Origin of the sequence: Litorimonas cladophorae (assembly GCF_014652455.1) — a bacterium.
In the GTDB taxonomy this organism is placed as follows: domain Bacteria; phylum Pseudomonadota; class Alphaproteobacteria; order Caulobacterales; family Maricaulaceae; genus Litorimonas; species Litorimonas cladophorae.
On sequence record NZ_BMYV01000001.1, the window covers coordinates 114,408 to 139,410 of the forward strand.

Below are 25,003 nucleotides of genomic sequence, written 5' to 3' on the forward strand. Positions count from 1 at the left end.
TTGCTTTGAAAATTCAGGTTGCGTTATCTTATAACAAAATGTTTCGATGGGTTTTAATTTTGGGTTTGTCCTCATTTGGCAAACCGCTTGGGCGCAACTTAATATTCGCCCCCGTGTCCACTCTTACGTCTATAGCCGCTAGGCCCGAGCGGCTTAGAGCGCCTAATTGAGGCCACGCGTGTAGTTACCCTGCTGATTTGGGAATTGTTCCGTCATTCATCCTTGCGCCATTCTCGATCAAAAGTGATACAACGCGCTTTCTGATTGCCATTCGTTTCTCAGAGATTTTCCACTCGCCTTCGCCTACAAGGCTTTGCAGGAGTGTATTTTGACTCTCACGCCGAATATTGACATCTGATCCGCTGGTTATCAGGCTTTGAATGATTTTGAGCGTCTTATCCGCTTCTTCACTGTCGGCGTATTCTGCGAATACTGACGCGCCAACAAGAGGAGTTAGTTTGCGATTCTCATCCCAAATATCTGGGTATGCTCCGTAACCCAGCACTAGTTCCACCATTTTAGGCTTATTACTCCTTACGGCGGAAAAAAGAGGACTTCCCTGTTTTAACTTACTCGATCCCCCTGGCTTTTGTGAGTCTGGGTTGGCACCTGCCTCCAGAAGCAGTTTGGCTAATCGCATGTTCCCGCGATCACATGCAGTCTCTAGCGGGCAAAATTCATCTCCATGCTTTGCTGTGGGCGCCGCCCCTGCCGCTAAAAACGATTTAACGATACCAACCTTGTTTTTCATTACAGCCAGAGCGAGCGGTGTTACGTAAGCGCCGCCACCCTCAATTATGGGCTGGTCCACATCCGCACCTTTTTCAATAAGCCGGATAATCAATTCTTGATGATTTTTCTCAACGGCGGCGTAAAGTGGGTTGTCCATGTTTAAGTCTTCACCACTATCAATCATTGAGAAGGCTAGCGCATAGTCTTCGTTCTGGATGGCCTGACAGAGTGTATTGGACTGAGGCTGTTCATCCGCACCATATTCCTTGCCCGAATAAGAGAGCTTTGCATCAGGCTTGTGTCCCTCTTCGTTACTTCCCGTTTCATAAGAAACACTCGCTGTGAATTCCCATTCACTATCTTGGCTTTTCGTCCACGCATTTTGAGCCACATAGATCAGTGATTGGCACCAGTCGAAATCTCCCAAGTTTCGTTTTTCTTTAGAAAAAGTGTCCGCATAAAAACGAGGGCCTGAAACAACGGCGTAGCATCTTTGGTACAGGAAGCTATCTGAACTAGACTCGAGTTCGTCGATAAGAACAGCATGATCGAGCGCATAGAGCTTTTGGCTCATAATTTCTTCGAAGTCACATATGTTTTCTGGAGACTCTTTCGATAACGCTGCCGCAATTGGGGCAACACCGCTCAAGCAATCCTCTTGATCGACCAGCTTTAAATCAGCAAGGCTAATCAGGGCCCAAAATTCTTCATCTGTCATGACGTAACTCTAAGTCAGGGGCGGTTAAAATAGGGTTCCATCATCCACTTTATTAGAGGCTGTAAATTAGTCTAAAAAAAGATGCTTAAACTGTCGGTGAACTCCATCAATGCCTGATTAAGTCGATCTATCCCCGTATATGTGGAAAAATGATTTCAATATTTCAGTGCTCTACGTTCAATCTTGAGAGAATGATCCCCGCGCACCAAAGCTGTGTTATTTTACAAGGGTTCTTTCGGACATGGGACAGGTGAGACGTCGCTTACTGGTTCGAAAGGCTGTGTGTGAAACGAGACTGGTTTGACAGCTTCGCTCGTTATCTCACGCATTGGAGCCTGACCGGATAAGCGGCGGCGTTCGATGAGTTGAAACTTTAGTTTCAACGAGACGGCGCGAGCGGTGTAACGGGAAACATACTAATGAGGCCTTTGTGTGAAACGTCACAGCCGCGTGGTTTATACTCGCGTAAAACATAACTCTTCTATATCGGTATCCGTCGCGGATATCGACCACGCGGGCTGTCCCGCTCATAATTTCGCCTCAGCAGTCACGAGATGGGCTGTAAACATTTGCGCTTGGCTTGCGGTCAACCTGATTTGAAAGCTGGACTTCCGCCGCTATTCCGCTAAGTCGCGCGCGAAGCCCGTAATTCTCGAAATACCTATATTATGTCTAACTCAGTCGAATTCCTGCGCAATGTCGCCATCGTGGCCCACGTTGACCATGGTAAAACAACGCTTGTTGATAAGCTCCTCCGTCAATCTGGTACGCTGGACGAACGCGGTGACCGCGAAGAACGCGTCATGGATAGCGGCGACATCGAAAAAGAGCGTGGCATTACAATTTTGGCCAAGAACACAGCCATCCGCTGGAAGGCCCCAGATGGGCAAGATTGGCGCATTAACATCGTTGACACACCGGGACATGCGGACTTTGGCGGCGAGGTCGAACGTGTCCTCTCTATGGTCGACTCTGTTGTTTTGCTCGTGGATGCCGTTGAAGGCCCAATGCCACAGACAAGCTTCGTCACGAAAAAAGCGCTCGCCCAAGGCCTTCGCCCGATCGTTGTTGTCAATAAAATTGACCGTATTGGCGCGCGCCCAGATTGGGTCGTTGACCAGACATTCGATCTGTTTGACCGACTCGGCGCGACAGACGAGCAGCTCGACTTCCCCGTTGTCTTCGCTTCGGCGCTAAATGGCTGGGCCTCTGATGAAGCCTCAGTCGAAGGCACGGATATGACGCCTTTATTTGAATCTATTGTCAAAAATGCGCCTGTTCCAGATGTTGACCCTGATGGGCCTGTTCAGCTGCAGGTCTCTGCGCTAGATTACAGCACCTATACGGGTGTTATCGGGATCGGCCGCGTCGTACGGGGTGTCTTGAACGCCAAGCAACCTGTTGTCGTTGCCACGCAAGACGGGAAAGAGCGCAAAGCCAAAATCGTCGATTTGTTTGGCTTCATGGGCCTTGATCGCGTGAAGATGGAAAGTGTCTCCGCTGGCGACATTTGCTGTTTCACAGGTATCGATAATTTGGGCATCTCAGACATGATTTGCGATCCAGACCATGTTGACCTTCTGCCACCGCTTTCCGTGGATGAGCCAACCATTTCGATGACCTTCCAGGTCAATGATTCCCCATTTGCGGGTCGCGAAGGCAAATATGTGACATCGCGAAACATCAAAGACCGCCTCGACAAAGAGTTGATCTCGAACGTTGCGTTGCGGGTTGAACAGCTGGACGACGCTGACAAATTCCGCGTCTCTGGCCGAGGTGAGTTGCATCTTTCGATCCTGATCGAGAACATGCGCCGTGAAGGGTATGAGCTTGCGATTTCTCGCCCCGAAGTGGTGAATAAGGAAATCGATGGTGTGCTTTGCGAGCCTTATGAGAATTTGACCGTCGACGTCGAAACTGACCACCAAGGTTCGATCATGGAAAAATTGGGCGAGCGTAAAGGTAATCTGAAAGACATGGCGCCAGACGGAAATGGTCGCGTGCGTTTGGATTATGAAATCCCAACACGCGGTTTGATCGGCTTCCGGTCTGAATTCATGACTCTGACATCGGGTTCTGGCCTGCTTTACCATACATTTGACAGCTACAAGCCGCGCACGAAAGCGGGCATCGGCCGTCGTCAAAAAGGCGTCCTGATTTCGAATTCCACAGGTAAGGCTTTGGCCTTCGCACTTTGGAATCTCCAAGCGCGCGGCGAGATGTTTATCGGTCATGCAACTGAGGTTTATGAGGGCATGATCATCGGGCAAAACTCCCGTAATAATGACCTGACTGTAAACCCGCTAAAGGGTAAGCAGCTGACCAACGTGCGGGCATCAGGAACCGATGAAGCCGTCACACTGACCACACCAATTACGATGACGCTGGAGCTGGCTCTAGAATACATCAATGATGATGAACTGGTAGAAGTTACGCCAGAAAGCATCCGTATCCGAAAGCGGTATCTTGCGGAAAATATGCGTAAGAAAGATCAGCGTCGCATGGAAGCCCTCGAAAAAGAGGCGAATTAGTCGAATTTCAGGTTAGCCTTCTTAAGGTCGGCTAACCTGCTATCAGCGTCATTTCGTCGAGGCTCGGCATACCGCTTTTCCAAATGTTTAAAGCGATTTTGATAAAGGCGGCTTCTTCGTCTTGGAACTCATAATCGCAAATACAGATCGCGAAGATTGAGGCTAAGACGCTACGACGCAGCTCTGGATCGCGGATTTTTTCAAGCGCCTGGGTTTTGAATGTATCATCCGTATCATTGGCCAGCGCGATTGCGATTTTCTCTCTCTCCGCCTCATACCAACTCAGTATGGTTTTTCGGGGTAGGATGACCCCAGGGCGAAGACGTTGATTGATTGTCATGACGGAGTGACAGAACTCGATCATTTCTTGATCTTTTTGGCGTCGATCTAGCAATACGGTCACAGCCAAAATGTGGGCGACGGCCCGCATTACATTGTCTGTGTCCGCGTTTTTCACGATCTGTCGACTTTAATCGGCGGGCGAGGGAAGCCCCAAATGGCGGCGGCTGACTTTATCAATTCGCTTTCCGAAACGACATATTCTTTGTCGCTAACGGAGATAGAGACCATTGCGTCATAGATCGCCTCAACATCGCGTTCCTCTTTGAAACGCGACAGGGCCCGCAGAACGAGAGTATTGCGCCGCTCGCCCTTGAGTTTCGTTTCCAAGTCTTTGGAATGAGCTTTGAACCACTCTTGGATGTCATTATCTTCCATGGGCTCAAGTTCAAACAACTCAAACAGACCCGTCGCCTGCGTTGCTAAGCTCTGCATCTCGGGGGACCTAACCTTGCGGTCGATGATCACCGTGATGGCAAGTGGAAGAAGGATGTCGTCATGAGTAAAGGCCATGTTTATCTCCATAGTCTCAACAATTGCGCACGACAAGGCGTGGCTAGACGAAACGAACGGTGATGCGCTGCAGGCCTTCGACGCCACCTGACAGCTCATCTCCAATCCGGACGGGGCCAACGCCTGAAGGCGTTCCCGTATATATTAAATCCCCAGGTTGGAGGTCCATGTCTTCGCGCAAACGGGCAATAATTTCATCCACGCCCCAGATCATATTTGACAAAGCGCTAGCCTGAACGATGTCGCCATTTTTGCGCAATACAATATGAGCGGCGTCCAGATTGACCTTTTCAGCCGGTGTGATGGCGGAGCAGGGCGCGGAGCGATGGAAACTTTTGGAACGATCCCAAGGGCCACCTTTCTTTTTAGCGGCGCTCTGTAAATCTCGTCGGGTAAGATCAATGCCCACGCCGTAACCATATATTCCGCCATTCATGTCTTCTGGACCGATGGCGACGACGAGCTCCACTTCGTAGTGCAGATCTGACGTATTGGGCGGATATGGAATATCTGCGCCATTATGAACGATGGTCTCGGCCGCCTTGGTGAAAAAAATGGGTTCTGATCGCGCAACATCCCCGCCCATCTCGGCGATATGATCGGCATAGTTTTTCCCGATGCAGTAAATCCTACGCACAGGAAACCGAGCGTCCAATCCAGCAATCGGTAAACTAACAGGGTCATGTGGGGGAAATACAAAATTGGTCATATCATCTCGATTGCATTCAGCGTCGTCGCGCCTATCGTTATACCACATAACATGGAGTTTCACATGCGCATTGTCGATGTGCCGATTGATAAAATCTACGTTCCCGCGGCGAAGAAGAACACGCTCGATCAAGATAAGGTCGTCGAGCTGGCTGAAGATATTTTGGAAAATGGACTGCAGAAGCCTATTTATGTCCGTATCGGCAAGGATCGCTATGTCTTGCAAGAAGGGCTGCACCGTGTCGAAGCGGTTAAGTTGTTAGGCGAGACCTTGATCGAGGCCCATATCGTTGCGGCGCAGCGTAAGTGAGTGTGCCCGTAATATTGGACGTTGCACCATGAAGTTCCTCCGTACGCCCGATATCTGTTTTTCCAATCTGCCAGAGTTTGAATTTGCGCCGACCTACTGCAATGTGGTTGCCGCAGACGGAACGCTGTTGCGTTTGCATTACGTAGATTATGGCCCACAGAGTGGCCGCACGATTGTTTTATTGCATGGTGAACCGAGCTGGTCCTTCCTCTATCGTTTCATGATCCGTCAGCTTAGCGACGCTGGGTTTAGGATTCTAGCGCCAGACCTGATTGGGTTTGGAAAATCTGATAAACCCGTTGAAATGGGTGACTACAGCTACACGGCGCATGTCAATTGGATGCAGCGATGGCTGGACCATGTTGAAGTGTCTGACGCGGTTCTGTTTTGTCAGGACTGGGGTGGATTGATTGGTTTGCGGCTGGTGGCGGATAATATAGATCGTTTCGCGGCTGTCATGGCTGGAAATACGGGACTTCCGATTGGAAAAGGCACGCCGCCTGAGGCTTTCTTGAAATGGCAAAAATTCTCTCAAGTTGTGCCTGAATTTCCGACGGGCAATATTCTGCAAGGCGCCACTGTGCGCGATCTGTCGTCTGAAGAGATCGCGGCATATGATGCGCCATTTCCTGATGAGCGCTACAAAGCGGGCGCTCGCATTTTCCCAGCACTTGTTCCGACGCGACCGGATATGGACGGTGTCGCCGAGAATCTTGAGGCCTGGAAAATTTTGCAACAATGGACGAAGCCTTTTGTTACAGCCTTTTCCGATCAAGACCCCGTCACCAGAGGGGGCGAAGCGGTTTTCCAGAAACTTATTCCGGGGGCTGCGGGGCAGCCGCATCAAATCTTGAAAGGTGGTGGACACTTCTTGCAAGAAGACGTCCATGCTGAATTGAGCGAGATGTTGATCTCGCTCGCTTCACGTTTGGACGGCTAGTCCTCCATTAAATTATTTGGGCTTGCGGGTACTTTTACGCGAGCCTTTTTTGACCCCGCCTTTGCTCCCAAAGCTGCTGGGGGCGCCTTTTTCTTTTAACGCTGCTGCGCGAGCTAGTTTTTTCTTATGCGGTTTCTTGGCGCCATCTTTTGGCCCAGACTTGGGTTTGTCATATGATGGCATATCGGAGCCCGTCGCTTTGCGCGATTTACGCTTGAACGTACCCTCTTCGAAGTTTTGATTTCGCTTTGGCTTGTCCTCATATGACGGCTTCTTTTCACCAGCGGGCTTATCGTCATAGGACTTTTTCTTGTCGCCCCACGGCTTTTTATTGCCTGATGGTTTGTCGTCGTAAGAGCGTTTTTTGTCACCCCATGGCTTTTTGTCGCCGCCAGATTTGCGCTTATCGCCGTAAGGTTTACCTTTGCTGCGGCCAGAACCGCCATCGCGATCACGTCCACGATAATTTTCGGTCGGTTGGGCAAGGTTTGGTTTGCCGTCGACACGGGCGGCCGTGATGGCGGCTTCGATTTTCATGTCGGGACCGATGTTTTCAAGAAAGCGCTCGACGCCTTTAGGTGCCATTTCCACGAAGGTCTGATTGTCGATAATCTTGATCGCGCCAATCTCACCTTTTTTCAGTCCACCTGATTTCATGAGCATGGGCAAAATCCATTTTGGTTCTGCCTTTTGCTTGCGACCCACATTCAATGAGAACCAAACGCCATTGTCAAAATTTTCGCGCGGGCCAGAATTGCGGGCGTCTGGGTGACGGTCTTCCTTGCTCGGTTTATAATTTGCGGGCATCAATTCTTCTGGTGCCGACTGGCCTTCACGATATTGGCGAATGAAGGCGGTTGCGATGTGTTCTGCAGAGTGCGCTTTAAGCAGACGCGCGACCATTGTGCGCTCTTCGTCCGAAACCTCTTCGGTGAGGGTCATGTTATCTAACAGGCGCTCATTGTCTTTGGCGATGATGGCATCGGCGCTCGGCGCTTCGCCCCATTCTGCTGTGATTCCCGCATCCCGCAATAGGCGCTCTGCGTTACGGCGGCGACTGGGTGCGACGATCAAGGCTGATACGCCCTTGCGACCGGCACGACCTGTTCGTCCAGAACGATGGAGCAGGGCTTCGCGATTTCGCGGCACATCGGCATGAATTACCAATTCCAGATCGGGTAGATCCAAGCCCCGTGCGGCAACATCTGTTGCAACACAAACCTGAGCGCGACCGTCGCGTAGAGCTTGCAGCGCATTACTACGTTCGGCCTGTGACAATTCGCCAGACAGTGCAACTACGGAGAACCCGCGATTGTTGAAACGTTGCGTCATGCGATTTACCGCAACACGCGTGTCGCCAAAGACGATGGCATTTTTCGCATTATAAAAGCGCAAGACATTGATGATCGCGTTTTCGCGGTCGGCGTTGGAGACCGTCATGACTTGGTAGTCGATGTCCAAATGCTGTTTGGCTTCGGCAGCCGTATTCACGCGCACGGCGTTACGTTGATATTTCTTAGTCATGCCCAAGATCGTCTTTGGAACCGTTGCGGAGAACATGAGTGTGCGGCGCTCATCTGGCGCGGCGCCGAGAATGATTTCCAACTCTTCCCGGAAACCCATTTTGAGCATTTCATCGGCTTCGTCGAGAACGATGCATTGTAGCTCGCTCATATCGAGTGAGCCGCGTTTAATGTGATCACAGAGGCGGCCTGGTGTGCCGACAACAATATGTGCGCCGCGTGTCAGAGCCGCACGTTCCGTGCGCATATCCATACCGCCAACGCAGCTGGCCGTTTTTGCGCCTGCATCTTTATAGAGCCAGTCCAGTTCGCGTTTGACTTGGAGCGCAAGTTCGCGCGTTGGGGCGATACAAAGCGCGAGTGGTGCGTCGGCGCGCAGTAACGCGGAACTTTCGCCCAGCAATGTCGAGGCCATCGTCAGGCCAAAAGCAACAGTTTTGCCAGATCCTGTTTGGGCAGAAACAAGAAGGTCTTGGTCCTGAAGTTCAGGTGCGAGCGCGGCATCTTGGACGGGTGTCAGGGTTTTGTAGCCCTTTTTTTCCAAAGCGATAGCGAGTGCTGGATGCACGTTTTCAATATTGGACATGGCCGTTTTCTTTCGGGTTGATCGGGAATATCCCGATCTGACAAATTTTGTCTGGCTGATCGATCACGTCGATCTCGTCGGCCAACTCAAAATTAACAGGCCTAAGGGCGCTCCCTATGGTGTTTTACACCCGCTGCATAGCCTAGCGTACAGGCGAGGTTTTTGGGATCGGTCTGAGACATACGCAAGGGGACGCCATTGCAGCCTATCGTGAGGTCTGCCGACTTGCGATATCCTGATAAATGGGACGTCCGCGTGGTCGATACTCACGACGGAATACCGAGATAGAAAAATGTTTTACGCGAATATCGATGTGCATTTTAACTCTCGCTAACTTGCACGACCACGCGGCGGTGTTTTGCGGAAGGCGGCCGGAATTTATATCCTGTCGTTCCAGACAGTTCAGCTCACACCATCAGGCCCCTCTATATCTGCGTTACCGGATATAAGTAAGCACACCGTCTCTCGATACAAACCAGTCACGTATACTTGCCTGTCCCGTGTCCGAGAGAACCATCTAAACATAGGGCTAAAATAAAGGACGGGGATTAGAATTTTCGAAAGCTCACTATTCTTGGGCTTTTTTAAGTTTAAAACAGGGAGAGATATTTTCTTCCCCTCGAATTCCCAACCTTATTTCATTGAATTGCAACTTCGAGGGCCGACGCGCGTTAGCTAATCAAGCAGCACGCGTTGCGCCCCAGAAATAGAATAAGGTTTACGCTCATGAAAATTTTAATGGTTCTCACTTCACATGATAAACTTGGCGAAACAGGTAAAAAAACTGGATTTTGGTTAGAGGAATTTGCAGCGCCTTATTACGTCTTCAATGATGCAGGCGCGGATATCACATTGGCCTCTCCCAAAGGTGGAAGACCCCCAATTGACCCATCCAGCGATGCTGAAAATGCGCAAACAGAAGCGACGGAACGCTTTAAGGGCGATTCAGACGCGCAAGGACGACTGGATGGGACGCTTGGGCTGAGCACTGTAAATGCTGATGACTATGATGCGGTATTCTATCCGGGTGGTCACGGACCGCTCTGGGATTTGGCCGACGATCAGGACAGTATCGCTTTGATTGAGTCCTTCGCAAAGTCAGACCGCCCAATCGCAGCCGTGTGCCATGCGCCGGGTGTGTTTAAACACACAAATGGGAAAGACGGAAAACCGCTTGTTTCAGGTAAAACTGTGACAGGATTCACCAACACGGAAGAAGAGGCGCAGGGCCTAACGGATGTTGTGCCGTTCCTTGTCGAAGACATGCTGAAGGCCAATGGTGGGCAATATGAAAAAGGTGACGACTGGGCCAATTTCGTTGTGACCGACGGGAAACTCGTGACGGGTCAAAACCCCGCCTCGTCAGAGGACGCTGCACGCGCTCTGTTGAAGCTACTTTAATAAAAGGCGCAGGAGGCCCCGCTCTCCTGCGCGCCAGCTGCTGGGTTGCTCAGAAATAAGTCTTAGCATTCGGCAGCGATTAGTTCAGAGGGCTTAGCCCTCTGAGTGATTTTTTAAAGATTCAGAATTCTTCGCAATTTCTTTTTCGGTCTGCACCGACATTCGGAAGAAAAAACCAGCCGCGATACATGTCGCGATTACGGCGACGGCTTCGCCACCAAATTCCACGGCGTGGGGCGCATGCAAGCTCTGCATCAACAGCCATATAAGAGCCACGGCCACGACACCGATGATCAGCATAATCAGCATCGTTTCGATCAATGCATTCAAATATATTTTCATAGTAAGCGCTTTCTGAGATTTACAAACGGAGGCTTAAGCCGCTTGTGAGTTGAGAGATTCTATAAGGTTAGCTTTGACTTGTTCGAGCTCGGCCTGATCCTGTTCATGGATTTTCGCCAAGATGTCGTGGCGGGTTACAGATCCAATGAGGCGATTGCCGTCTTGGAGAACCAAATGGCGGACTGAATGTTGTGCCATCAGATTTTCGGCGGTCGTCAGTAAATCGGATGTTCTGCAAAATGCTATCGTTGACCGCATCCAATCTTTTACTTTCTCACGGCAGATGGATGAGCCGGCGGTGCCCTTTAGCTTTACTGCGCATAGAATATCGGAATCGGTCAGTATTCCCGCAACACTCCCATCCGTCTTTGTCACCAAGACCGAGCTTTCTTCCAGCTGCGCCATCATATCGATGACCTCGTCCAAATATGTATCTCCGCTACAACGCGCTCTGTTGAAGTGGCCGCAGCGGACAAGTTCTTTTACCGTTTTCATCAGAATATCTTTACGCGACGTCGGCCACACGCGCGCTTCTGGCGAGGTCGCGTAGGACTTTGACCTCAAGCTCATCCTGCTCATGCATTTTGCTTAAAATATCGCGGATGCTGATAATGGCAGTTGGTTTGCCCGCGTCCATCGCGACGATGTGCCTAATTTTGTGGCGTCCCATAAGTTTCAAAACTTCATTGAGTTTGGCAGAGACATCGCAGGTCACGACATTATGTGACATCCAATCTGAGGCTTTCGAGCTCTCGATTGATCGGCCTAGACTTTGTGTTTTATGCACGGCACGAATAATATCATGATCCGTAATAATGCCGCGCAGGATCGTCCCGCTTTCCATGACAATGACTGCATTTCGACCGGTCTCAACCATCTTGGAGACGACTTCGTCAAGGAAGTCGTGTGGCAACGCGACCGGCAGGGGATTGGGGTTTTGACGAATAACAGATCTAAGAGACATTTTTTGTCCTTTCAGACTAAATTATGATTCCATATTCGGTGACGGCTAAGAGCGATTTGCTCGCGTCGCTCGCTAAAATTGGTAAAAACGCGGCCAGAGATGCAACACTCAATTTGAGTTTCTCTTTAATTTTCAACAGGCTATTGCTTAGGCTGTCGATCTCCTTCTCGGAGAGGCCATCTAGCATTGTTCGTTCTAAATGATCGGGAACGCCGTCCAGCTGGGCCAGTACATCGGCTGCATCTTGTGTGATTTGCAAGGTATAAGAGCGTCGATCATTTGGATCTTGTGCACGGTTGACGAAGCCTCTTTGAACAAGACGGTCTACCAATCGCCCCACAGAGGCGGCCCCTAATTCTAATCGAGTGGCCAATTCTGATTGCGATAAATCGGGGTTCCGCTGGATAATACCCAGCGCTAACCATTTTGCTCGTGTGAGATTGAAGGGGCGGAGGCGGTCATCGATCTCATGTCTGAGCAAATGCGCCACATCATGGATGAGTGTACCCAACAGATCGTCTTGTTTCGTAATCATGCTTAGCATTTAATATGCTAGGTTACTATATGCAAGTCTCTTTTCTGTAATGTCTGCCAATCTGAACTTGGAGGCCTGTAGGCCCTTGTTTTAGGTGAGCGGAGGCTTCCGCCAAGCGGAATCGCTTTGCTCACGCCGTTCATACTCCTCGGCTTCAAACTTTCTGAGGCACGCGGCGAGAGAGCGATCTGGGTGCGGCGCGTAGCGCTGCCCTGTCAGGGTCATCTCGATAATTCGATCAACCCGGAAAACACGGAAATCTTCGCGGAGTTGGCACCAGGCTGCCAAGGTCCAAACATTGCCCCAGAACCAAATGCCCAGCGGTTGAATGTCCCGAGATGAGGTTGTGCCTTTTAAGTCTTTATACCGCACGGTCAGGACGTCACGATTTTCTGCCGCCTTTTCGCAGGCATCAATTCGGTCGCGGGTCTCTTGATTTTGCACGGAAGGAAGAGCGAAGACGCGTGAGCTTGCCGCGCGGGCGCGGGCCGCTTCTGGCAAGACGGATTCAATTTTGATCAAGGCTTCTTCAGCCGCTGTGGCCATGGCCGTACCGCCCCAAGAGCGCACCATTTGCGCCCCTGCGACGAGGGCAACAACTTCATCCGCCGTGAACATCAAAGGCGGAATGTCGTACCCATCCCGCATGACATAGCCGACACCCGTTTCGCCATCGATCGGGACGCGAGTCGATTGTAGATCGGCAATATCGCGGTAGATCGTTCTGACGGAGACTTCGAGTTTCTCCGCCAGAGTCGCCGCAGTGACGAGCCGACCGCCGCGCAAAAGCTGCACGATTTGAAATAAACGGTCGGCACGTCTCACGGTCTAGTACCGAAACAGGCCGAGGCCATTGCCCTCGGTATCAATGGCGTAGAAGAAAGTACCAACGGGAATTTGGATGATGTCGGAGACGACCTTACCGCCCGCTTCGATGACGCGTGTTTTCGTCGTTTCCAGATCGCATGTCGCATTAATATGCACGACAGGACCTTCGCCATTGGATGCGGGTTTGCCCGGGATAAGGTTGCCTGAAATACCCGTCTCATTATCTGCCGGGAACATGGCGACGGGGACGGGGCCTTCGTGGTTCATTTCTAGAGGTGCACCCAAAACAGTGGCGTAAAAACCCATTGCTCTGTCCATATCTGCCACTGGAATTTCTGCCCAGACGACGCGGTTCTGATTGTTTGTAGCCATTTCTAAATCTCCTTGGCGGGTAAAATTGTTTGCCAAGTCTGTATTCGCATACCCCTACTGACAGCATTATGTCAGTAGTGTTTTCGTAACCAGCGATTTGGAGGCCATGCGTTGGAATTAGCGGTCTTCAAGGCCCCATGCCTCGACCCAGTCCGCCATAGCTCCGCGTTGATCTGGGAACAGGAGCATGATCACAAATGCGAGTTGCAGAATAGCGATGCAATAGAGTTGAAATTTGAACGGCTGTTTCAGCGTTTTATGACGAAACTGATGCTGCGCCGTTATAGCGCCAATCGTTCCGCCGAATAAAGCAATTAGGAGGAGTGTCGATTCTGGGATGCGTGACAACTGCTGTCGCGCCCGCTTTTTGTCGACGTAAAAGGCAATGTAGGCGATTAGATTTAGGCTAAGCAGGTAAATACTGATGAGTATAGTCGGGGGCGTTAGGAAGCCTACGGTCATAACATTATCAATTTTCTTACAAAAAAACCGCCGCTCAAAAGAACGACGGTCATTTATTCTAATCTCTTTGAAGAAGACTACTTCTTCTTGGCGCGTCCACCGGTCATGCCGCGACCTGTTGTCCGCTCAACGATACGTGCGGACTTACCACGACGGTCACGGAGGTAGTAAAGCTTGGCGCGACGGACTTTACCGCGACGCTTGACTTCGATCTCTTCGACCATTGGGGAATAGAGTGGGAATACGCGTTCGACGCCTTCACCATAGGAAATCTTACGAACTGTGAAGCTCTCTTTGATGCCTGCGCCTGAACGGGCGATGCAGACGCCTTCAAAGGCTTGCAAACGTGTGCGTGTGCCTTCTGTAATCCGAACTTGAACAACAAGCGTGTCACCCGCTGAAAAATCAGGGATAGTTTTATCACCGGAGAGCAGGCGCTCGGCTTCGGCTTTTTCGATCTTTTCAATGACGTTCATTGTCCGTCTCCTTTTCGCGCTTTGTCCCGCATGACCTTTTCATAGAGGTCTGGGCGTCGCGCCTTCGTTGTCTCTTCGCTTTGGGTGCGTCGCCAATCTGCGATCTTTTGATGATCGCCGCTTACCAACACGTCCGGAATGTTCCGGTTTTCCCACTCTCTCGGCTTGGTATAGAGTGGATACTCCAGCAAACCATCTTCAAAACTCTCGTCCGAGGCGCTGTCCGCATCACCCAGAACCCCAGGCAGCAGGCGTACGCACGCCTCGATCATCACTTGTGCGGCCACCTCACCACCTGCGAGAACGAAGTCGCCAATGGAAATCTCTTCCATCTCGCGGGCTTCGATCACCCTTTGGTCGAGGCCTTCAAACCGTCCGCAAAACACAATAAGACCCTGTCCCGTAGCCAACTCCCGAACACGTTGCTGCGTCAGAGGTTTGCCCCGAGGGGTCATATAAATGAGCGGCCGTTCGTCGGCTACACTGTCGATGGCCCTTGCTGCCACATCCGGTTTTAAAACCATTCCGGGGCCGCCGCCCGAAGGCGGGCTATCAACGCTGCGGTGCCTATTAGTCGAAAAATCACGAATGTCTACCGTATCTAGCTGCCAAATCCCGCTTTTTTCAGCCCCACCAATGATTGATGTGCCCAAAACACCCGGAAAGGCGTCTGGGAACAGGGTGAGGGCGGTCACGCGCCACGGTTTAGGGGTGTCTGACATGGGCAGCAGCTAGCAGAGGGGAACTAGAAGGGCCAGAAAGAGATTCGGTAGGTCCTTAAGGGGCGCGCTCAAAACGCCTGGGTCTGCGCCACTGGGCTTGGCGCCTTGGTTGGACGGTCTACGGCAATCTTAAAATGGCTAAATCTGGCTTAGAAAGCTCCATTGAAATGAAATTTTCAAGAGATATACAGTTTCGGGGAAGGCTCAATAATTCGCGTGCGGTTTCTGGCTGTGATCAAAAACAAGACGTCTGCTGCGCGCAATGGAGTCACGAATGACAGATACGAAAACGGCTGAGCAGCTAGATTTGGGAATCAAAATTGCGGGGCTTGGTCTCGGCGAAGTCGATTATCTCAACGACACAATTACGCTTGATAATCGCGCTGCTGGGTTTTTTGAGCTCCCTGCAAATGAACCTGTCTCTCGCCAAACCCTCCACGACCGCATACATCCAGACGATCGTCAGGACGTGGAGTCCCAAGTCAGTTGCTTGTTATCGCCAAACAGCGAAGGCTTTATTTCCGTGGTTCATCGCGTGATCAATGCAGACTTGTCCATTCGCTGGATCAATGCTCGAAAACAGGTGAAATTTGAGGGTCAGTTGAAAAACGGCGATCCAAGACCCGTTACGGGGCTCGTTGCAATTCAAGACATCACTGACTTTAAGGAAGCGGAGAGTCGCATTCAATTTTTGATGGGTGAGCTTGCCCACCGCTCCAAAAATATGCTGACAGTCGTTCAAGGAATCGCCCGGCTTACTGCGAAAACTACCGACCCCGAGGACTTCATAGTCAAGTTTACCGAGAGACTTTCGGCGCTTAGCTCCAATCAATCCACTCTTGTTGATAATACATGGACCTATATGACGATGGATCGTTTGGCGCGTTCGCATATGCAGCCCTATACGTCGGGGAAAAGCGGCCGTGTGATTTTTAAAGGCCCCGAGTTGGCGCTAAATGCGAAGTCTGCGCAATCCATCGGAATGGCCTTGCATGAACTTGCAACCAACGCGGTAAAATACGGGGCGCTTTCAATACCTGAGGGCCGTGTCGAGATAACTTGGGGGATTGAAAAAGAAGATGGCGAAGAATTCGTCGTTGAGTGGGTTGAGAAAAACGGCCCCCCTGTTGAGAGCCCCTTGCGAAAAGGGTTCGGAGACAGGGTCATTCGCCAAATGGCATCCAGTTCAGTGTCAGGTCGTGTCACATTAGATTACGATCCATCAGGCGTGTGTTGGTCTTTACGGGCACCGCTGGAGAATGTCAGTGAGAGGCCCTAAGCGCTTCATATGGTTTCTGCGCTAGCCGCGCGGCATGGTTAACGTGGTCTAAACGCTTTGCCCTCATTTTGCTGAAATGATTCGTCCTTTCATGCCATTACTGCTGTCGTTTACGTTGTTGACGACCTTGTCGGCGTGTTCGATTGGGCAACCCGTCAGCACTTATCCTGAATACCGCCCGACACCAGGGCAGGGACAATATGTGCGACCGCAATATTTGAATAGGCAATTGCCACCACGGGTTCCAAATGATGACCTTTGCCAGTCGCGGCTCTACGCTGGTCTCGTTGGCCAGCATGAGGGTGCGATTTTTATCGCGGGACTTCCGGGACGAAAACGTTTGATCAAACCTGCCATTGTTGAAGGATTCGGTTACGGCGCCGGGGACCCACTCTACATACAAACGCCCTATGTCGAGGTGCGGGAATTTTTAGCGGGGCAGAATCTTTACGCTTCAACTAATACGGATATGAGGGATCGTCTGAATTTGGGGCCCGAGATCGCGGATCGACTGACGATTGAACTGGATGAAGACGGTTACGTTCAACAGATTGACTGTCGTTAAGCGCATCCGCCGTCGGCGAGGGGGTCATGCCCCCAATTCATCAGAGAATAGCGCCAAGCGCTAGATTCCAAATCCTCTTTTGGTCCACCTTGAGAGCAATGGCGTTTGATATAACCGACAACAGTGGCCATGTGGTCATACTGATCATCGGTTAAATCGTCTTTATTGGTGCGTTTAATGTTTACGATCCGGCGACCTGATTTATGACCTGTCGATTCCCCTGAATCGCTATCACCGACGCTTTTGCTCTCGTCCGTTTCCAGCCAGTCTTCCAAGTCCTGGGGTGCCATATTGACGAGGTCTCGCCATTCATCCCAGATTTGTTCTTTCGATTTCGACGAGCTCATGAGGCCTCCGTTGTTTATATCAGTACAACGGAGACGAAGCTAAACTGTTCCACTAGGCCCGAATATTGAGGGGGTGAGGCGTTTCCCGGCGTTTCGCGCGCGGTTCTGCCAGCATCTGTAGAACGGCTAAATCCTCAGCATGGCTGTCGATCTGGCGGCAGGCTTGCCTGACCTTGCGGCGGAATATCTTTGGCATGCGCGTGCCATAGGTGGCGATGATCTGTTCGGCTGACTGTCGTCGGACTCGCAAGCCCAGACAGGTCGCATAGCAGAGCGAATTGACCACGATCCGCAGAGGGACTGCGCGGAGGTCACTGGGCGGAGTAAGAAATCGTGAAATCTCATGTGGGACATTGGCCAGGGTAAATCCTTGCCGGCAATAGGTGGCTGCAATCAGCGTGACCATACGTTGCATCATCGGGGAGAGCGGGTATTCGCTGCGATAATCTGAAATGCGAATATCGGCGAGCTGCAAGATAATGCGTGCTGCGAAATATCCCGGTTCAACGCAATCGCGCGGGTCGTAAAACACCTGCGGATTATCTTTCGTTTGTGTATCGACGAGATATGGGTTTCGGCCTGAGGCGAGCGCGTCAAGACGTCGGCTCGCGGCCAATTGCGCCGTGTCCAAGCCATCACCGGCAGGCGTGAGGAGGATGTCCAAATTTTCCAAATGGCACTCGGTTTTGATGGCGTGGAAATGATCGTCGGCCCAATCAAAAACGGTACGTGTGTCCATGTCTCCCCAAGAGAGCGCTTCAAAACTCGGTGATTTGTGAAGCGGTGACGGCACCGGGGGACGGGGCGGGGATCCAAAGTTCTGAATCAACCAAGCCATCACTTCGAAATGTAAACTGGAGTCTTGTTCGCGAATTAGTCGAGTTTTTAACATGGCAAAAACCATCCCACTTTGCCGCGACCCAGCCATACTCATCGCAACGGTTTCTATATACCCCCGCTAATCTAATCCCTCCCGTTCGCGAGCCGCCTCGTATTTTTCAAGCGCCGCGAACCAATCCAACTCAAGTGATTCGATCAACGTTTCGGTCTTCGCACGTTGCTGACTAAGCGCGACAGCTTCATCAGGATTCGTGGTAAACAAATCCTCAGTGGCGAGACGTGTGTCGATGGTCTTGAGCGAGGCTTGCGCCTTCGCGATCTGTGTCTCTAAGGTCTCGGTCTCACGTTTAAGCGGCGCGATTTCTTGTATAGCTCGGGCTCGATCTTGTCGGTGTCGCTTGCGTGAGTTATCTTCGCTAGTCTTTTGTTTTTTTGTAGTTTTAGTTTTCTCCAACTGGAGTTTGCGGTAATCGTCTAAAGATCCATCAAAGGATGAGACGCTGCCTGAGTCCACCAGCCAGAGGCGATCGACGACGGCTTCTAGCAAGTTTCGATCATGCGAAATAACGACGACTGCGCCTTCGTAATTGTTAAGGCTACGGATCAATTCGGCGCGGCTGTCGATGTCCAAATGGTTCGCGGGTTCATCCAAAACTAAAAGGTGCGGCTTGTGAAATCCGATGAGTGAAAACAGAAGCCGTGCTTTCTCTCCGCCCGACAAATCGCCCGCCGGTGTTTCGGCATTTTTTGTTCCCAGGCCAAACCCTGCCAACCGTGCGCGGCGTTGGGCTTCGGTGGCGTCGGGCATAAGTTCGACAACGTGATCATAGGCACTCGCGCGCGGGTTCAACGCGTCGATCTGATGTTGGGCGAAATAGCCAATCCGTAGCTTTTTGTTCTTCTTGATAAACCCAGGCTTGGCGGGGTCGAGCAGGAGGGGTTCTAGCTCCCCCATAATTGCCTTTGCGAATGTAGATTTGCCCTGTCCATTTTTCCCAAGGATGCCGATGCGGTCATCGGGATCAATGCGTTGGTTAACTTTGCGCAGCACAACAAAATCATCTTGGCCTGCATTTTGATAGCCAAGGGCGACCTCATCAAATCGAACGATTGGCGGGGACAATTGACGCTCTGGGCCCTGCAATGTGATCGGTGCAATCGGGTCATTGATGATCGTTGCGACGGGCTGCATTTTCGCGAGCTTTTTCACGCGGCTTTGGGCTTGCTTGGCTTTGGAGGCTTTGGCTTTGAAACGATTGACGAAGGCTTCCAGATGGCGTCGCTCATTTTCTTGTTTGGCCATGAGCGACATGTCGAGCCGATTACGCTCGGCCAGCTGGCGTTCAAAAATATCGTAATTTCCCGTGTATCCGTAGAGTTTTCCGCCCCGCAAATGCGCGATATGGGTGACAGCAGTGTTTAGAAAGTCACGGTCATGAGAGATCACTAACACAGTGCCCGAATATTTTCGGATGTGAGCCTCAAGCCAGACCGCGCCTTCAACGTCCAGATAGTTGGTCGGCTCATCCAGCAGCAACAAGTCAGGTTGCGCAAAGAGCATCGCAGCAAGAGCGACCCGCATCCGCCAACCGCCAGAGAAATCCGAACAGGGTTTGAGTTGCTCTTCGGCGCTGAACCCCAAGCCTGCCAAAATTGAAGCGCCGCGGGCCTCCGCCGAATAAGCATCAATATCAGAGAGCCGAGTATGGATGGCTGCAATCCGCATGGGGTCTGTCGCAGTTTCGGCTTCAGCTAAAAGTGATTTTCGTTCGATATCTGCGTCCAGAACCGTGTCGATCAGACTTTGAGGGCCACTTGGAACTTCTTGGTCAACCACGCCCAATTTCATATTCTTGCGGAGATTGATCTCTCCGTCATCGGGACTGATTTCGGATTTTATCAGGCGGAAGAGGGTGGATTTACCAGTGCCGTTTCGACCGACGAGGCCAACCTTATGGCCTTCATTAATCGCCAATGTAGCCTGTTCAAAGAGCAGGCGGCCTTCAATACGGTATGTCAGATCGTTAATGTGAAGCATTTGATAAACTCAGAGGCACTCCTATATCGCCTTTACAGCAGTGCAAGCCCGCATTAAGGGCGCGCCAAACCAAATCTCAGTCTCAATGGAGCACATCATGGCTATTCAACGTACATTCTCTATCATCAAACCTGACGCAACGAAGCGTAACATTACAGGTAAGGTAAACGCTAAGATCGAAGAAGCGGGTCTGCGCATTGTTGCACAAAAGCGTCTTCAGCTCACAGAAGAGCAAGCAGGCGGCTTCTACGCTGTGCATAAAGAGCGTCCATTCTATGGCGACCTTGTCAAATTTATGATGTCTGGCCCAGTTGTGGTTCAGGTTCTTGAAGGCGAAAATGCCATCGCGGAATACCGTAAAGTCATGGGCGCAACGAACCCAGCCGACGCCGACGCGGGCACAATCCGCGCTGAGTTTGCTGAATCCATTGATGCCAACACAGTCCACGGTTCTGATGCACCTGAGACAGCGGCTGAAGAAATCAAATTCTTCTTCTCCGACGATGAAATCGTTGGCTAGGCTTTATTCGCCAGCACTAAACACAAAAAAGGCCGGGTGACCCGGCCTTTTTCTTTTCCCGATTTTTTGTGCGAGTCCTAGGACTTGATGCGGATCAATTCTTTAACAATCGCATTTTGGATTTCATCGAACGCCTCTTCCAACTGTTGCGTATCGCCAGCGGTGGTGAAGTTCTCTGCTTTTGAAGCGCAAGACAGCAACAAGTTGTATGCGTTTGTCTGATTCCAGAGGTTTACGTGTTCAGTTGCGTAAGGCTGATTTCTGTAATTAGCGTGATAATCACCGACGTCCAGAGCGTATCCGATCGTGAAAATTTGTGCGCCTTGAGCCTTGAGCGTGTTGCAAGAATCGATCGTTAGGCGGTCGGTGTTTCGACGCAGATGACCTCGCGTGTATCCGTTTCGACCATTGGGGTAGGACGACGCCCAAGCGCCAGACCAACTCCCATTATAATTTTGTCTCCACAACACAGGAGCCGTGTCATCTGCGAGGAACTCGTAACTACCCAATGTATTCTGTCCATCGGACATGAAAACGATAAATTTTAAAGGCTCTCGATAATCTTCATTTGCACGATCGGCTTCGTTTTGATGGTATGTGTTCTCTACATTCATCCATTGAAGGGCTTCGGCCATGGGGGGGTTCGAGTTTGTGCTACCAGACGGCGTCATCGCGTTCACTTCATTTGGAGTAAGGTAGCCCCATTTCATATCGACCCGATTGTCCGAAATAATGTTCGAGCTATAGGGTAACATCCCCATCCGAATCGTTTTCTGACCAGAGCTGTCCTCAGTTCCCAAACGACTGGAGAGGTCCGCAGAGAATTTGTTTACAGAATCTTCGAGGGCATCAATACGCGGGTTTGCACCAGCCGGTGATGAGCCATTTGAGTTAGCGATTTTGTCGTCCCAGTTCATTGAACCAGAGTTGTCCAATACCAGCGCGATTGAAGCCGGATGTTTATCATCAATCTGCAAATATGAGGCAATAGACTCAGCTTCAAAATCCAACGACTTTTTACCAAAAATTTGCATGAAAGTTGGGACAGTTCTGCCTGTGACTTTCACTCGCGCTTCTTTGGCACTGTCATCGTAGACGAGGGACACGTTCACATTGCTCGCGCCGCCGTCGACCCAACCTTTAAATTCATATCCTAAATCTTCGGCAGTGTGATTGCCTTCTAGGTAACCGTTGTCGTCGCCTTCTGGCTTGTGGTTATTATCCCTAACAAAGATCGCAGCGGTCAATGCGGTTTGGTCAGCAATGGCTTGACTACGTGCTTCTGCATTGCTGAGTGTGGAAAAATCCATTGCCGCGCCCATGCAACCCATAATCGCAACTGCACTGACCGCAAAAGTCAGCGCGATATTTCCGCCCTCATCCTCGCCAAAGCGTCTGAGGAGTGATGTCCTACTTTTGAAGCTTAACATAATCGAAGTTTCCCAACCATAAAATTCGTTTGGAACGGACTCGGTCCTTCCAGTAGGGCGTGTTTAGGGCAGGGATGTTTTTACCGACTTACGAAAGAGGGTTGCTAAAAGGTTAAGCCAAAACAGCCTAAACAGAAAGTTAACGGCCAGACGACCAGAACTAACGCTTAAATGACCTTTGAAGGAGAACTTTAGCCAGCGTTTCAGGGTAAAGGGTCAGTTCTTGTTCTAAAACGCGCGATGCGAGATCGTCAGTCGTGTCACCAGGATGAATGGGAACAACAGCTTGGGCGATGATTTCGCCGTCATCGACGCCTTCATTGACCCAGTGCACGGTGCAACCATGTTCCGTATCGCCAGCCTTTAACGCGCGTTTGTGCGTATGTAGCCCTTTATATTTCGGCAGAAGCGAAGGGTGGATGTTAATGAGGCGTCCTGCCCAACCTTTTACAAAGCCAGGGCTCAATACGCGCATGAATCCAGCGCAGACGACAAATTCGATGTCATGTTCGCGCAAAACCGCATCCAGAACACTTTCGAAATCTGCACGGCTCTCATAGGCGGTGTGGTCGACACAAATGGCAGTGACGCCCTGGGCTTCCGCAGCGTCCAGCCCAGCGGCGGTGTCTTTGTTTGAGATCACAAGGCAAATATCTGCGGGATAATCAGGCGCTTTCGCCGCCTCAACAATGGCGAGCATATTCGAGCCTCGCCCAGAAATGAGAACCGCCGTGCGGATCTTACGAGGCATTGGGTTAGACACAGGTTGCAACGCGTTTTAACTGCCCAATGACATGAGCATGTTCGCCCGCGGCTTCAAGTTGCGCCAATACGTCTTGCATATCCGCGGGCTTAACGCAGAGGACCATGCCGATACCGCAGTTGAATGCGCGCCGCATTTCGTCCTCGGCAACACCGCCTGTTTCTTGCAGCCATTTAAAGACGGCAGGGCGGTCCCACGCCTCAAAATCGAACTCAGGGACCAAGCCCTTGGGCAGCATGCGGGGTGTGTTATCGGTTAAGCCACCGCCAGTGATATGAGCGAGCCCCGAAACCAAGCCGCTGCGGATGAGCGGAATGAGTGATTTAATATAAAGCCGAGTTGGTGTGAGCAAAGCTTCCGCAAGCGGGGTATCGGCAAAGGGTGCTGGATCATCCCAGCTCAAACCTGATCTATCTACGATCTTGCGAATAAGAGAGTAGCCATTTGAATGCGGGCCAGAGCTTTCCAACCCGATCAACATATCGCCCGCATCCATATCATCATGGCGTGGCAGCATCGCGTCGCGCTCAACGGCGCCGACGACAAAGCCCGCTAGATCGAAGTCATCGCCTTCATACATGCCTGGCATCTCCGCCGTTTCACCGCCGACCAAGGCGCAACCCGCTTGGCGGCAACCTTCTGCGATACCTGAAATCACCGCGGCCGCATTATCCGACGTCAGCTTGCCCGTGGCATAATAGTCAAGGAAAAACAGGGGTTCTGCGCCATTTGCCAAAACATCATTGGCACACATTGCAACGAGGTCGATGCCGACTGTGTCCAACCGTCCCGTATCAATAGCTATACGTAGTTTCGTTCCCACACCATCTGTGCCTGAAATGAGGATAGGGTCAGTATAGCCGGCAGCTTTTAAATCAAACGCGCCGCCAAACCCGCCAATCGTGCCGTCAGCACCAGACCGCCGCGTGGATTTGACCATGGGTTTTATACGGTCAACCAGCGCGTCGCCCGCGTCGATGGACACGCCAGCATCCGCGTAAGAGAGACCTTTTTCACCTTTGGAGTCGGAGGTCATGTGCATAGTCCTGTGCAGAAATCTGAATAACTCACGGCCTTGGACCACTTTGACCGCTTGGGCGCAAGATGGTGCTACCAGAAAGCTGCCCGTAACATGTCTGCAAGCTGAAAGAAGCCGTTATATCTGGTCCAGCCTATTGGTGTTTTGCAGTCTCTAGGCTATCCAGCCCCCATGACACGTATTCTCTTCCTCACCTTCGCTATTCTTTCGCTTTTGGTGGCACCGCGTGCCCTGGCGGGTGATCCATTCACAGTCGGGGGCATTAATGTCGATGCGACAGCAGCCACGGCGATCGAAGCGCAGACCAAAGCCATCCAAGGTGGGCAGCTTCGCGCGGCGAACGCTCTGATCAACCGTATGACATTAGAGAGCGAACGCGCGGCGAACCCGCTGCCCGCTCTGACGCCTGAAATGGTAGGCCGGATGATCCGCGCATTGGAAGTTGGGCAAGAACGTCGCTCCGCCAATCGGTATCTGGGTGAGATCACCGTGGCGTTTAACCCGTCGCAGGTGCAGCAATTTTTGAAAGACAACCAGCTAACCCTTGTCAGCTCACAAGCCCGAGAGCGTCTCGTGCTGGTCCGTGAAAGTGGCTTGCGTGGAGGCGGGACTTTGCAAACTGCTCTGTCGGACCCTCGCTTGTCCTATGCCTTGACGCCGCTGACAGCCGCTTCTGCTGCCGATGCTGCAAACCTGTCGGCAACGCCATCGGTTTCGGAGCTTGAAAATCTTGCGGCTAAATATAGCCTCAATCAGATTTTGATTGTCGACGCGCGTGGATCGGCGACCTCGGCTAATATCACCGATGTGTCGGTGGACACAGGGAATCGTCAAAGCTTCACCATTTCAGGCGCCGCTGGCGCAGATGATTTAGCCGACCGACTGGTCGCGCGTTTAGAAGCCGATTGGAAACAGGCCTCAAGTGTTGGCACGGGTCAGATGGTTACGACACCTGTATCGGTCCTCTATCAGTCCCACACGGATTGGATCACACTGCAAGAAGCGATCAATACCTCAGCCCAAATCAAAGGTGCGCGCTTGGATGCACTGTCCAAAGATGGCGCGTTGATGACCATTTCTTATGGCGGCGATATTGATAGATTGGCAACAGAGTTGCGGTTCAAAGGTGTGCGGGTCCAACAGGACCCGAAACTTGGGCTCGTCTTTACGCGTTCATAAA

The 25,003-nt window shown here is 51.4% G+C and carries 28 protein-coding genes; 8 read left to right on the plus strand and 20 right to left on the minus strand.

Translation table 11 applies throughout. The annotated features are described in order from the left end of the window. Positions 1-184: 184 nt before the first annotated feature. Positions 185-1,450, minus strand: a complete 1,266-nt coding sequence (locus tag IE073_RS00635; RefSeq protein ID WP_189579899.1) for an ankyrin repeat domain-containing protein — start codon at positions 1,448-1,450, stop codon at positions 185-187. A 665-nt stretch (positions 1,451-2,115) separates the two neighbouring features. Between IE073_RS00635 and typA the strand changes: the two genes are divergently transcribed. Then, positions 2,116-3,981 carry a translational GTPase TypA gene (gene typA / locus IE073_RS00640; protein ID WP_444543422.1) on the plus strand — a complete coding sequence of 622 codons (1,866 nt, stop codon included), beginning with the start codon at positions 2,116-2,118 and terminating at the stop codon, positions 3,979-3,981. Positions 3,982-4,012: 31 nt separating this feature from the next. Here the strand turns inward: typA and IE073_RS00645 are convergent, their stop codons facing one another. From IE073_RS00645 to IE073_RS00655, 3 genes are read right to left on the minus strand one after another with little or no spacing between them, the layout of a single operon-like run. Beyond that, on the minus strand, positions 4,013-4,411 hold the full coding sequence (locus tag IE073_RS00645) for a hypothetical protein (protein WP_189579905.1): 399 nt from the start codon (positions 4,409-4,411) through the stop codon (positions 4,013-4,015). 23 nt (positions 4,412-4,434) lie between these two features. After that, positions 4,435-4,833: a hypothetical protein gene (locus IE073_RS00650; protein ID WP_189579908.1), complete on the minus strand. Its 399-nt coding sequence runs from the start codon at positions 4,831-4,833 to the stop codon at positions 4,435-4,437. Between the two features lie 43 nt (positions 4,834-4,876). Next, positions 4,877-5,542 (minus strand): fumarylacetoacetate hydrolase family protein, encoded by a 666-nt coding sequence (locus tag IE073_RS00655; RefSeq protein ID WP_189579911.1) that lies wholly within the window; start codon positions 5,540-5,542, stop codon positions 4,877-4,879. Positions 5,543-5,605: 63 nt separating this feature from the next. Here IE073_RS00655 and IE073_RS00660 point away from each other — a divergent pair, with 63 nt between their 5' ends. Together IE073_RS00660 and IE073_RS00665 are read left to right on the plus strand one after the other, a co-directional pair. Next, positions 5,606-5,851, plus strand: a complete 246-nt coding sequence (locus IE073_RS00660) for a ParB N-terminal domain-containing protein (RefSeq protein WP_189579914.1) — start codon at positions 5,606-5,608, stop codon at positions 5,849-5,851. A gap of 28 nt (positions 5,852-5,879) precedes the next feature. After that, positions 5,880-6,791 (plus strand): haloalkane dehalogenase, encoded by a 912-nt coding sequence (locus tag IE073_RS00665; RefSeq protein ID WP_189579917.1) that lies wholly within the window; start codon positions 5,880-5,882, stop codon positions 6,789-6,791. Positions 6,792-6,803: 12 nt separating this feature from the next. Here IE073_RS00665 and IE073_RS00670 read toward each other — a convergent pair whose 3' ends face one another. After that, on the minus strand, positions 6,804-8,900 hold the full coding sequence (locus IE073_RS00670; protein ID WP_189579920.1) for a DEAD/DEAH box helicase: 2,097 nt from the start codon (positions 8,898-8,900) through the stop codon (positions 6,804-6,806). Positions 8,901-9,626: 726 nt separating this feature from the next. On the opposite strand from IE073_RS00670, the gene IE073_RS00675 reads away from it, so the two are divergent. After that, positions 9,627-10,301 (plus strand): type 1 glutamine amidotransferase domain-containing protein, encoded by a 675-nt coding sequence (locus IE073_RS00675; protein ID WP_189579923.1) that lies wholly within the window; start codon positions 9,627-9,629, stop codon positions 10,299-10,301. Between the two features lie 93 nt (positions 10,302-10,394). On the opposite strand, the gene IE073_RS00680 is transcribed toward IE073_RS00675, so the two are convergent. The 9 genes from IE073_RS00680 to trmD form a co-directional block, all read right to left on the minus strand. Further along, positions 10,395-10,643 (minus strand): hypothetical protein, encoded by a 249-nt coding sequence (locus IE073_RS00680; protein WP_189579926.1) that lies wholly within the window; start codon positions 10,641-10,643, stop codon positions 10,395-10,397. 33 nt (positions 10,644-10,676) lie between these two features. Further along, positions 10,677-11,138, minus strand: coding sequence for a CBS domain-containing protein (locus IE073_RS00685; RefSeq protein ID WP_189579929.1), 462 nt, complete (start codon positions 11,136-11,138; stop codon positions 10,677-10,679). 10 nt (positions 11,139-11,148) lie between these two features. After that, a complete protein-coding gene (locus tag IE073_RS00690; RefSeq protein WP_189579931.1) occupies positions 11,149-11,607 on the minus strand; it encodes a CBS domain-containing protein in 459 nt (152 codons plus the stop codon). A gap of 16 nt (positions 11,608-11,623) precedes the next feature. Further along, the gene (locus IE073_RS00695) at positions 11,624-12,142 is read right to left on the minus strand and encodes a MarR family winged helix-turn-helix transcriptional regulator (protein ID WP_189579934.1); all 519 of its coding nucleotides are present in this window, start codon (positions 12,140-12,142) and stop codon (positions 11,624-11,626) included. A 90-nt stretch (positions 12,143-12,232) separates the two neighbouring features. Then, positions 12,233-12,967: a helix-turn-helix transcriptional regulator gene (locus IE073_RS00700; RefSeq protein ID WP_189579937.1), complete on the minus strand. Its 735-nt coding sequence runs from the start codon at positions 12,965-12,967 to the stop codon at positions 12,233-12,235. A gap of 3 nt (positions 12,968-12,970) precedes the next feature. Then, positions 12,971-13,342 (minus strand): VOC family protein, encoded by a 372-nt coding sequence (locus IE073_RS00705; protein WP_189579940.1) that lies wholly within the window; start codon positions 13,340-13,342, stop codon positions 12,971-12,973. A 117-nt stretch (positions 13,343-13,459) separates the two neighbouring features. After that, positions 13,460-13,804, minus strand: a complete 345-nt coding sequence (locus IE073_RS00710; protein WP_189579943.1) for a DUF1294 domain-containing protein — start codon at positions 13,802-13,804, stop codon at positions 13,460-13,462. Between the two features lie 77 nt (positions 13,805-13,881). Next, entirely contained in the window at positions 13,882-14,280 is a 399-nt protein-coding gene (gene rplS, locus IE073_RS00715) for a 50S ribosomal protein L19 (RefSeq protein WP_189579946.1), read from the minus strand. Beyond that, a complete protein-coding gene (gene trmD, locus IE073_RS00720; protein WP_189579949.1) occupies positions 14,277-15,002 on the minus strand; it encodes a tRNA (guanosine(37)-N1)-methyltransferase TrmD in 726 nt (241 codons plus the stop codon). Before trmD ends, rplS begins: the two co-directional genes overlap by 4 nt. 274 nt (positions 15,003-15,276) lie before the next feature. Between trmD and IE073_RS00725 the strand changes: the two genes are divergently transcribed. Together IE073_RS00725 and IE073_RS00730 are read left to right on the plus strand one after the other, a co-directional pair. After that, a complete protein-coding gene (locus IE073_RS00725) occupies positions 15,277-16,281 on the plus strand; it encodes an HWE histidine kinase domain-containing protein (protein WP_189579952.1) in 1,005 nt (334 codons plus the stop codon). A gap of 91 nt (positions 16,282-16,372) precedes the next feature. After that, positions 16,373-16,846 (plus strand): hypothetical protein, encoded by a 474-nt coding sequence (locus IE073_RS00730; RefSeq protein ID WP_189579955.1) that lies wholly within the window; start codon positions 16,373-16,375, stop codon positions 16,844-16,846. Here the strand turns inward: IE073_RS00730 and IE073_RS00735 are convergent. The 3 genes from IE073_RS00735 to IE073_RS00745 form a co-directional block, all read right to left on the minus strand. Continuing rightward, positions 16,843-17,193 carry a DUF3140 domain-containing protein gene (locus IE073_RS00735; RefSeq protein ID WP_189579960.1) on the minus strand — a complete coding sequence of 117 codons (351 nt, stop codon included), beginning with the start codon at positions 17,191-17,193 and terminating at the stop codon, positions 16,843-16,845. The two genes, IE073_RS00730 and IE073_RS00735, sit on opposite strands and share 4 nt — an antisense overlap. Positions 17,194-17,245: 52 nt before the next feature. Beyond that, positions 17,246-17,932, minus strand: coding sequence for a hypothetical protein (locus IE073_RS00740; RefSeq protein WP_189579962.1), 687 nt, complete (start codon positions 17,930-17,932; stop codon positions 17,246-17,248). Between the two features lie 219 nt (positions 17,933-18,151). Beyond that, on the minus strand, positions 18,152-20,071 hold the full coding sequence (locus IE073_RS00745; protein WP_189579967.1) for an ABC-F family ATP-binding cassette domain-containing protein: 1,920 nt from the start codon (positions 20,069-20,071) through the stop codon (positions 18,152-18,154). Positions 20,072-20,168: 97 nt separating this feature from the next. Here IE073_RS00745 and ndk point away from each other — a divergent pair, with 97 nt between their 5' ends. Beyond that, positions 20,169-20,591 (plus strand): nucleoside-diphosphate kinase, encoded by a 423-nt coding sequence (gene ndk / locus IE073_RS00750; protein ID WP_189579970.1) that lies wholly within the window; start codon positions 20,169-20,171, stop codon positions 20,589-20,591. 77 nt (positions 20,592-20,668) lie between these two features. Here ndk and IE073_RS00755 read toward each other — a convergent pair whose 3' ends face one another. The 3 genes from IE073_RS00755 to purM form a co-directional block, all read right to left on the minus strand. Next, positions 20,669-22,021 carry a TadE/TadG family type IV pilus assembly protein gene (locus IE073_RS00755; protein ID WP_189579973.1) on the minus strand — a complete coding sequence of 451 codons (1,353 nt, stop codon included), beginning with the start codon at positions 22,019-22,021 and terminating at the stop codon, positions 20,669-20,671. Between the two features lie 160 nt (positions 22,022-22,181). After that, positions 22,182-22,772 carry a phosphoribosylglycinamide formyltransferase gene (gene purN / locus IE073_RS00760; RefSeq protein WP_189579976.1) on the minus strand — a complete coding sequence of 197 codons (591 nt, stop codon included), beginning with the start codon at positions 22,770-22,772 and terminating at the stop codon, positions 22,182-22,184. Between the two features lie 4 nt (positions 22,773-22,776). Continuing rightward, the gene (gene purM, locus IE073_RS00765) at positions 22,777-23,820 is read right to left on the minus strand and encodes a phosphoribosylformylglycinamidine cyclo-ligase (protein WP_189579979.1); all 1,044 of its coding nucleotides are present in this window, start codon (positions 23,818-23,820) and stop codon (positions 22,777-22,779) included. Between the two features lie 174 nt (positions 23,821-23,994). Here purM and IE073_RS00770 point away from each other — a divergent pair, with 174 nt between their 5' ends. Further along, on the plus strand, positions 23,995-25,002 hold the full coding sequence (locus tag IE073_RS00770; RefSeq protein ID WP_189579982.1) for a hypothetical protein: 1,008 nt from the start codon (positions 23,995-23,997) through the stop codon (positions 25,000-25,002). The last annotated feature ends 1 nt before the right edge of the window (position 25,003 follow it).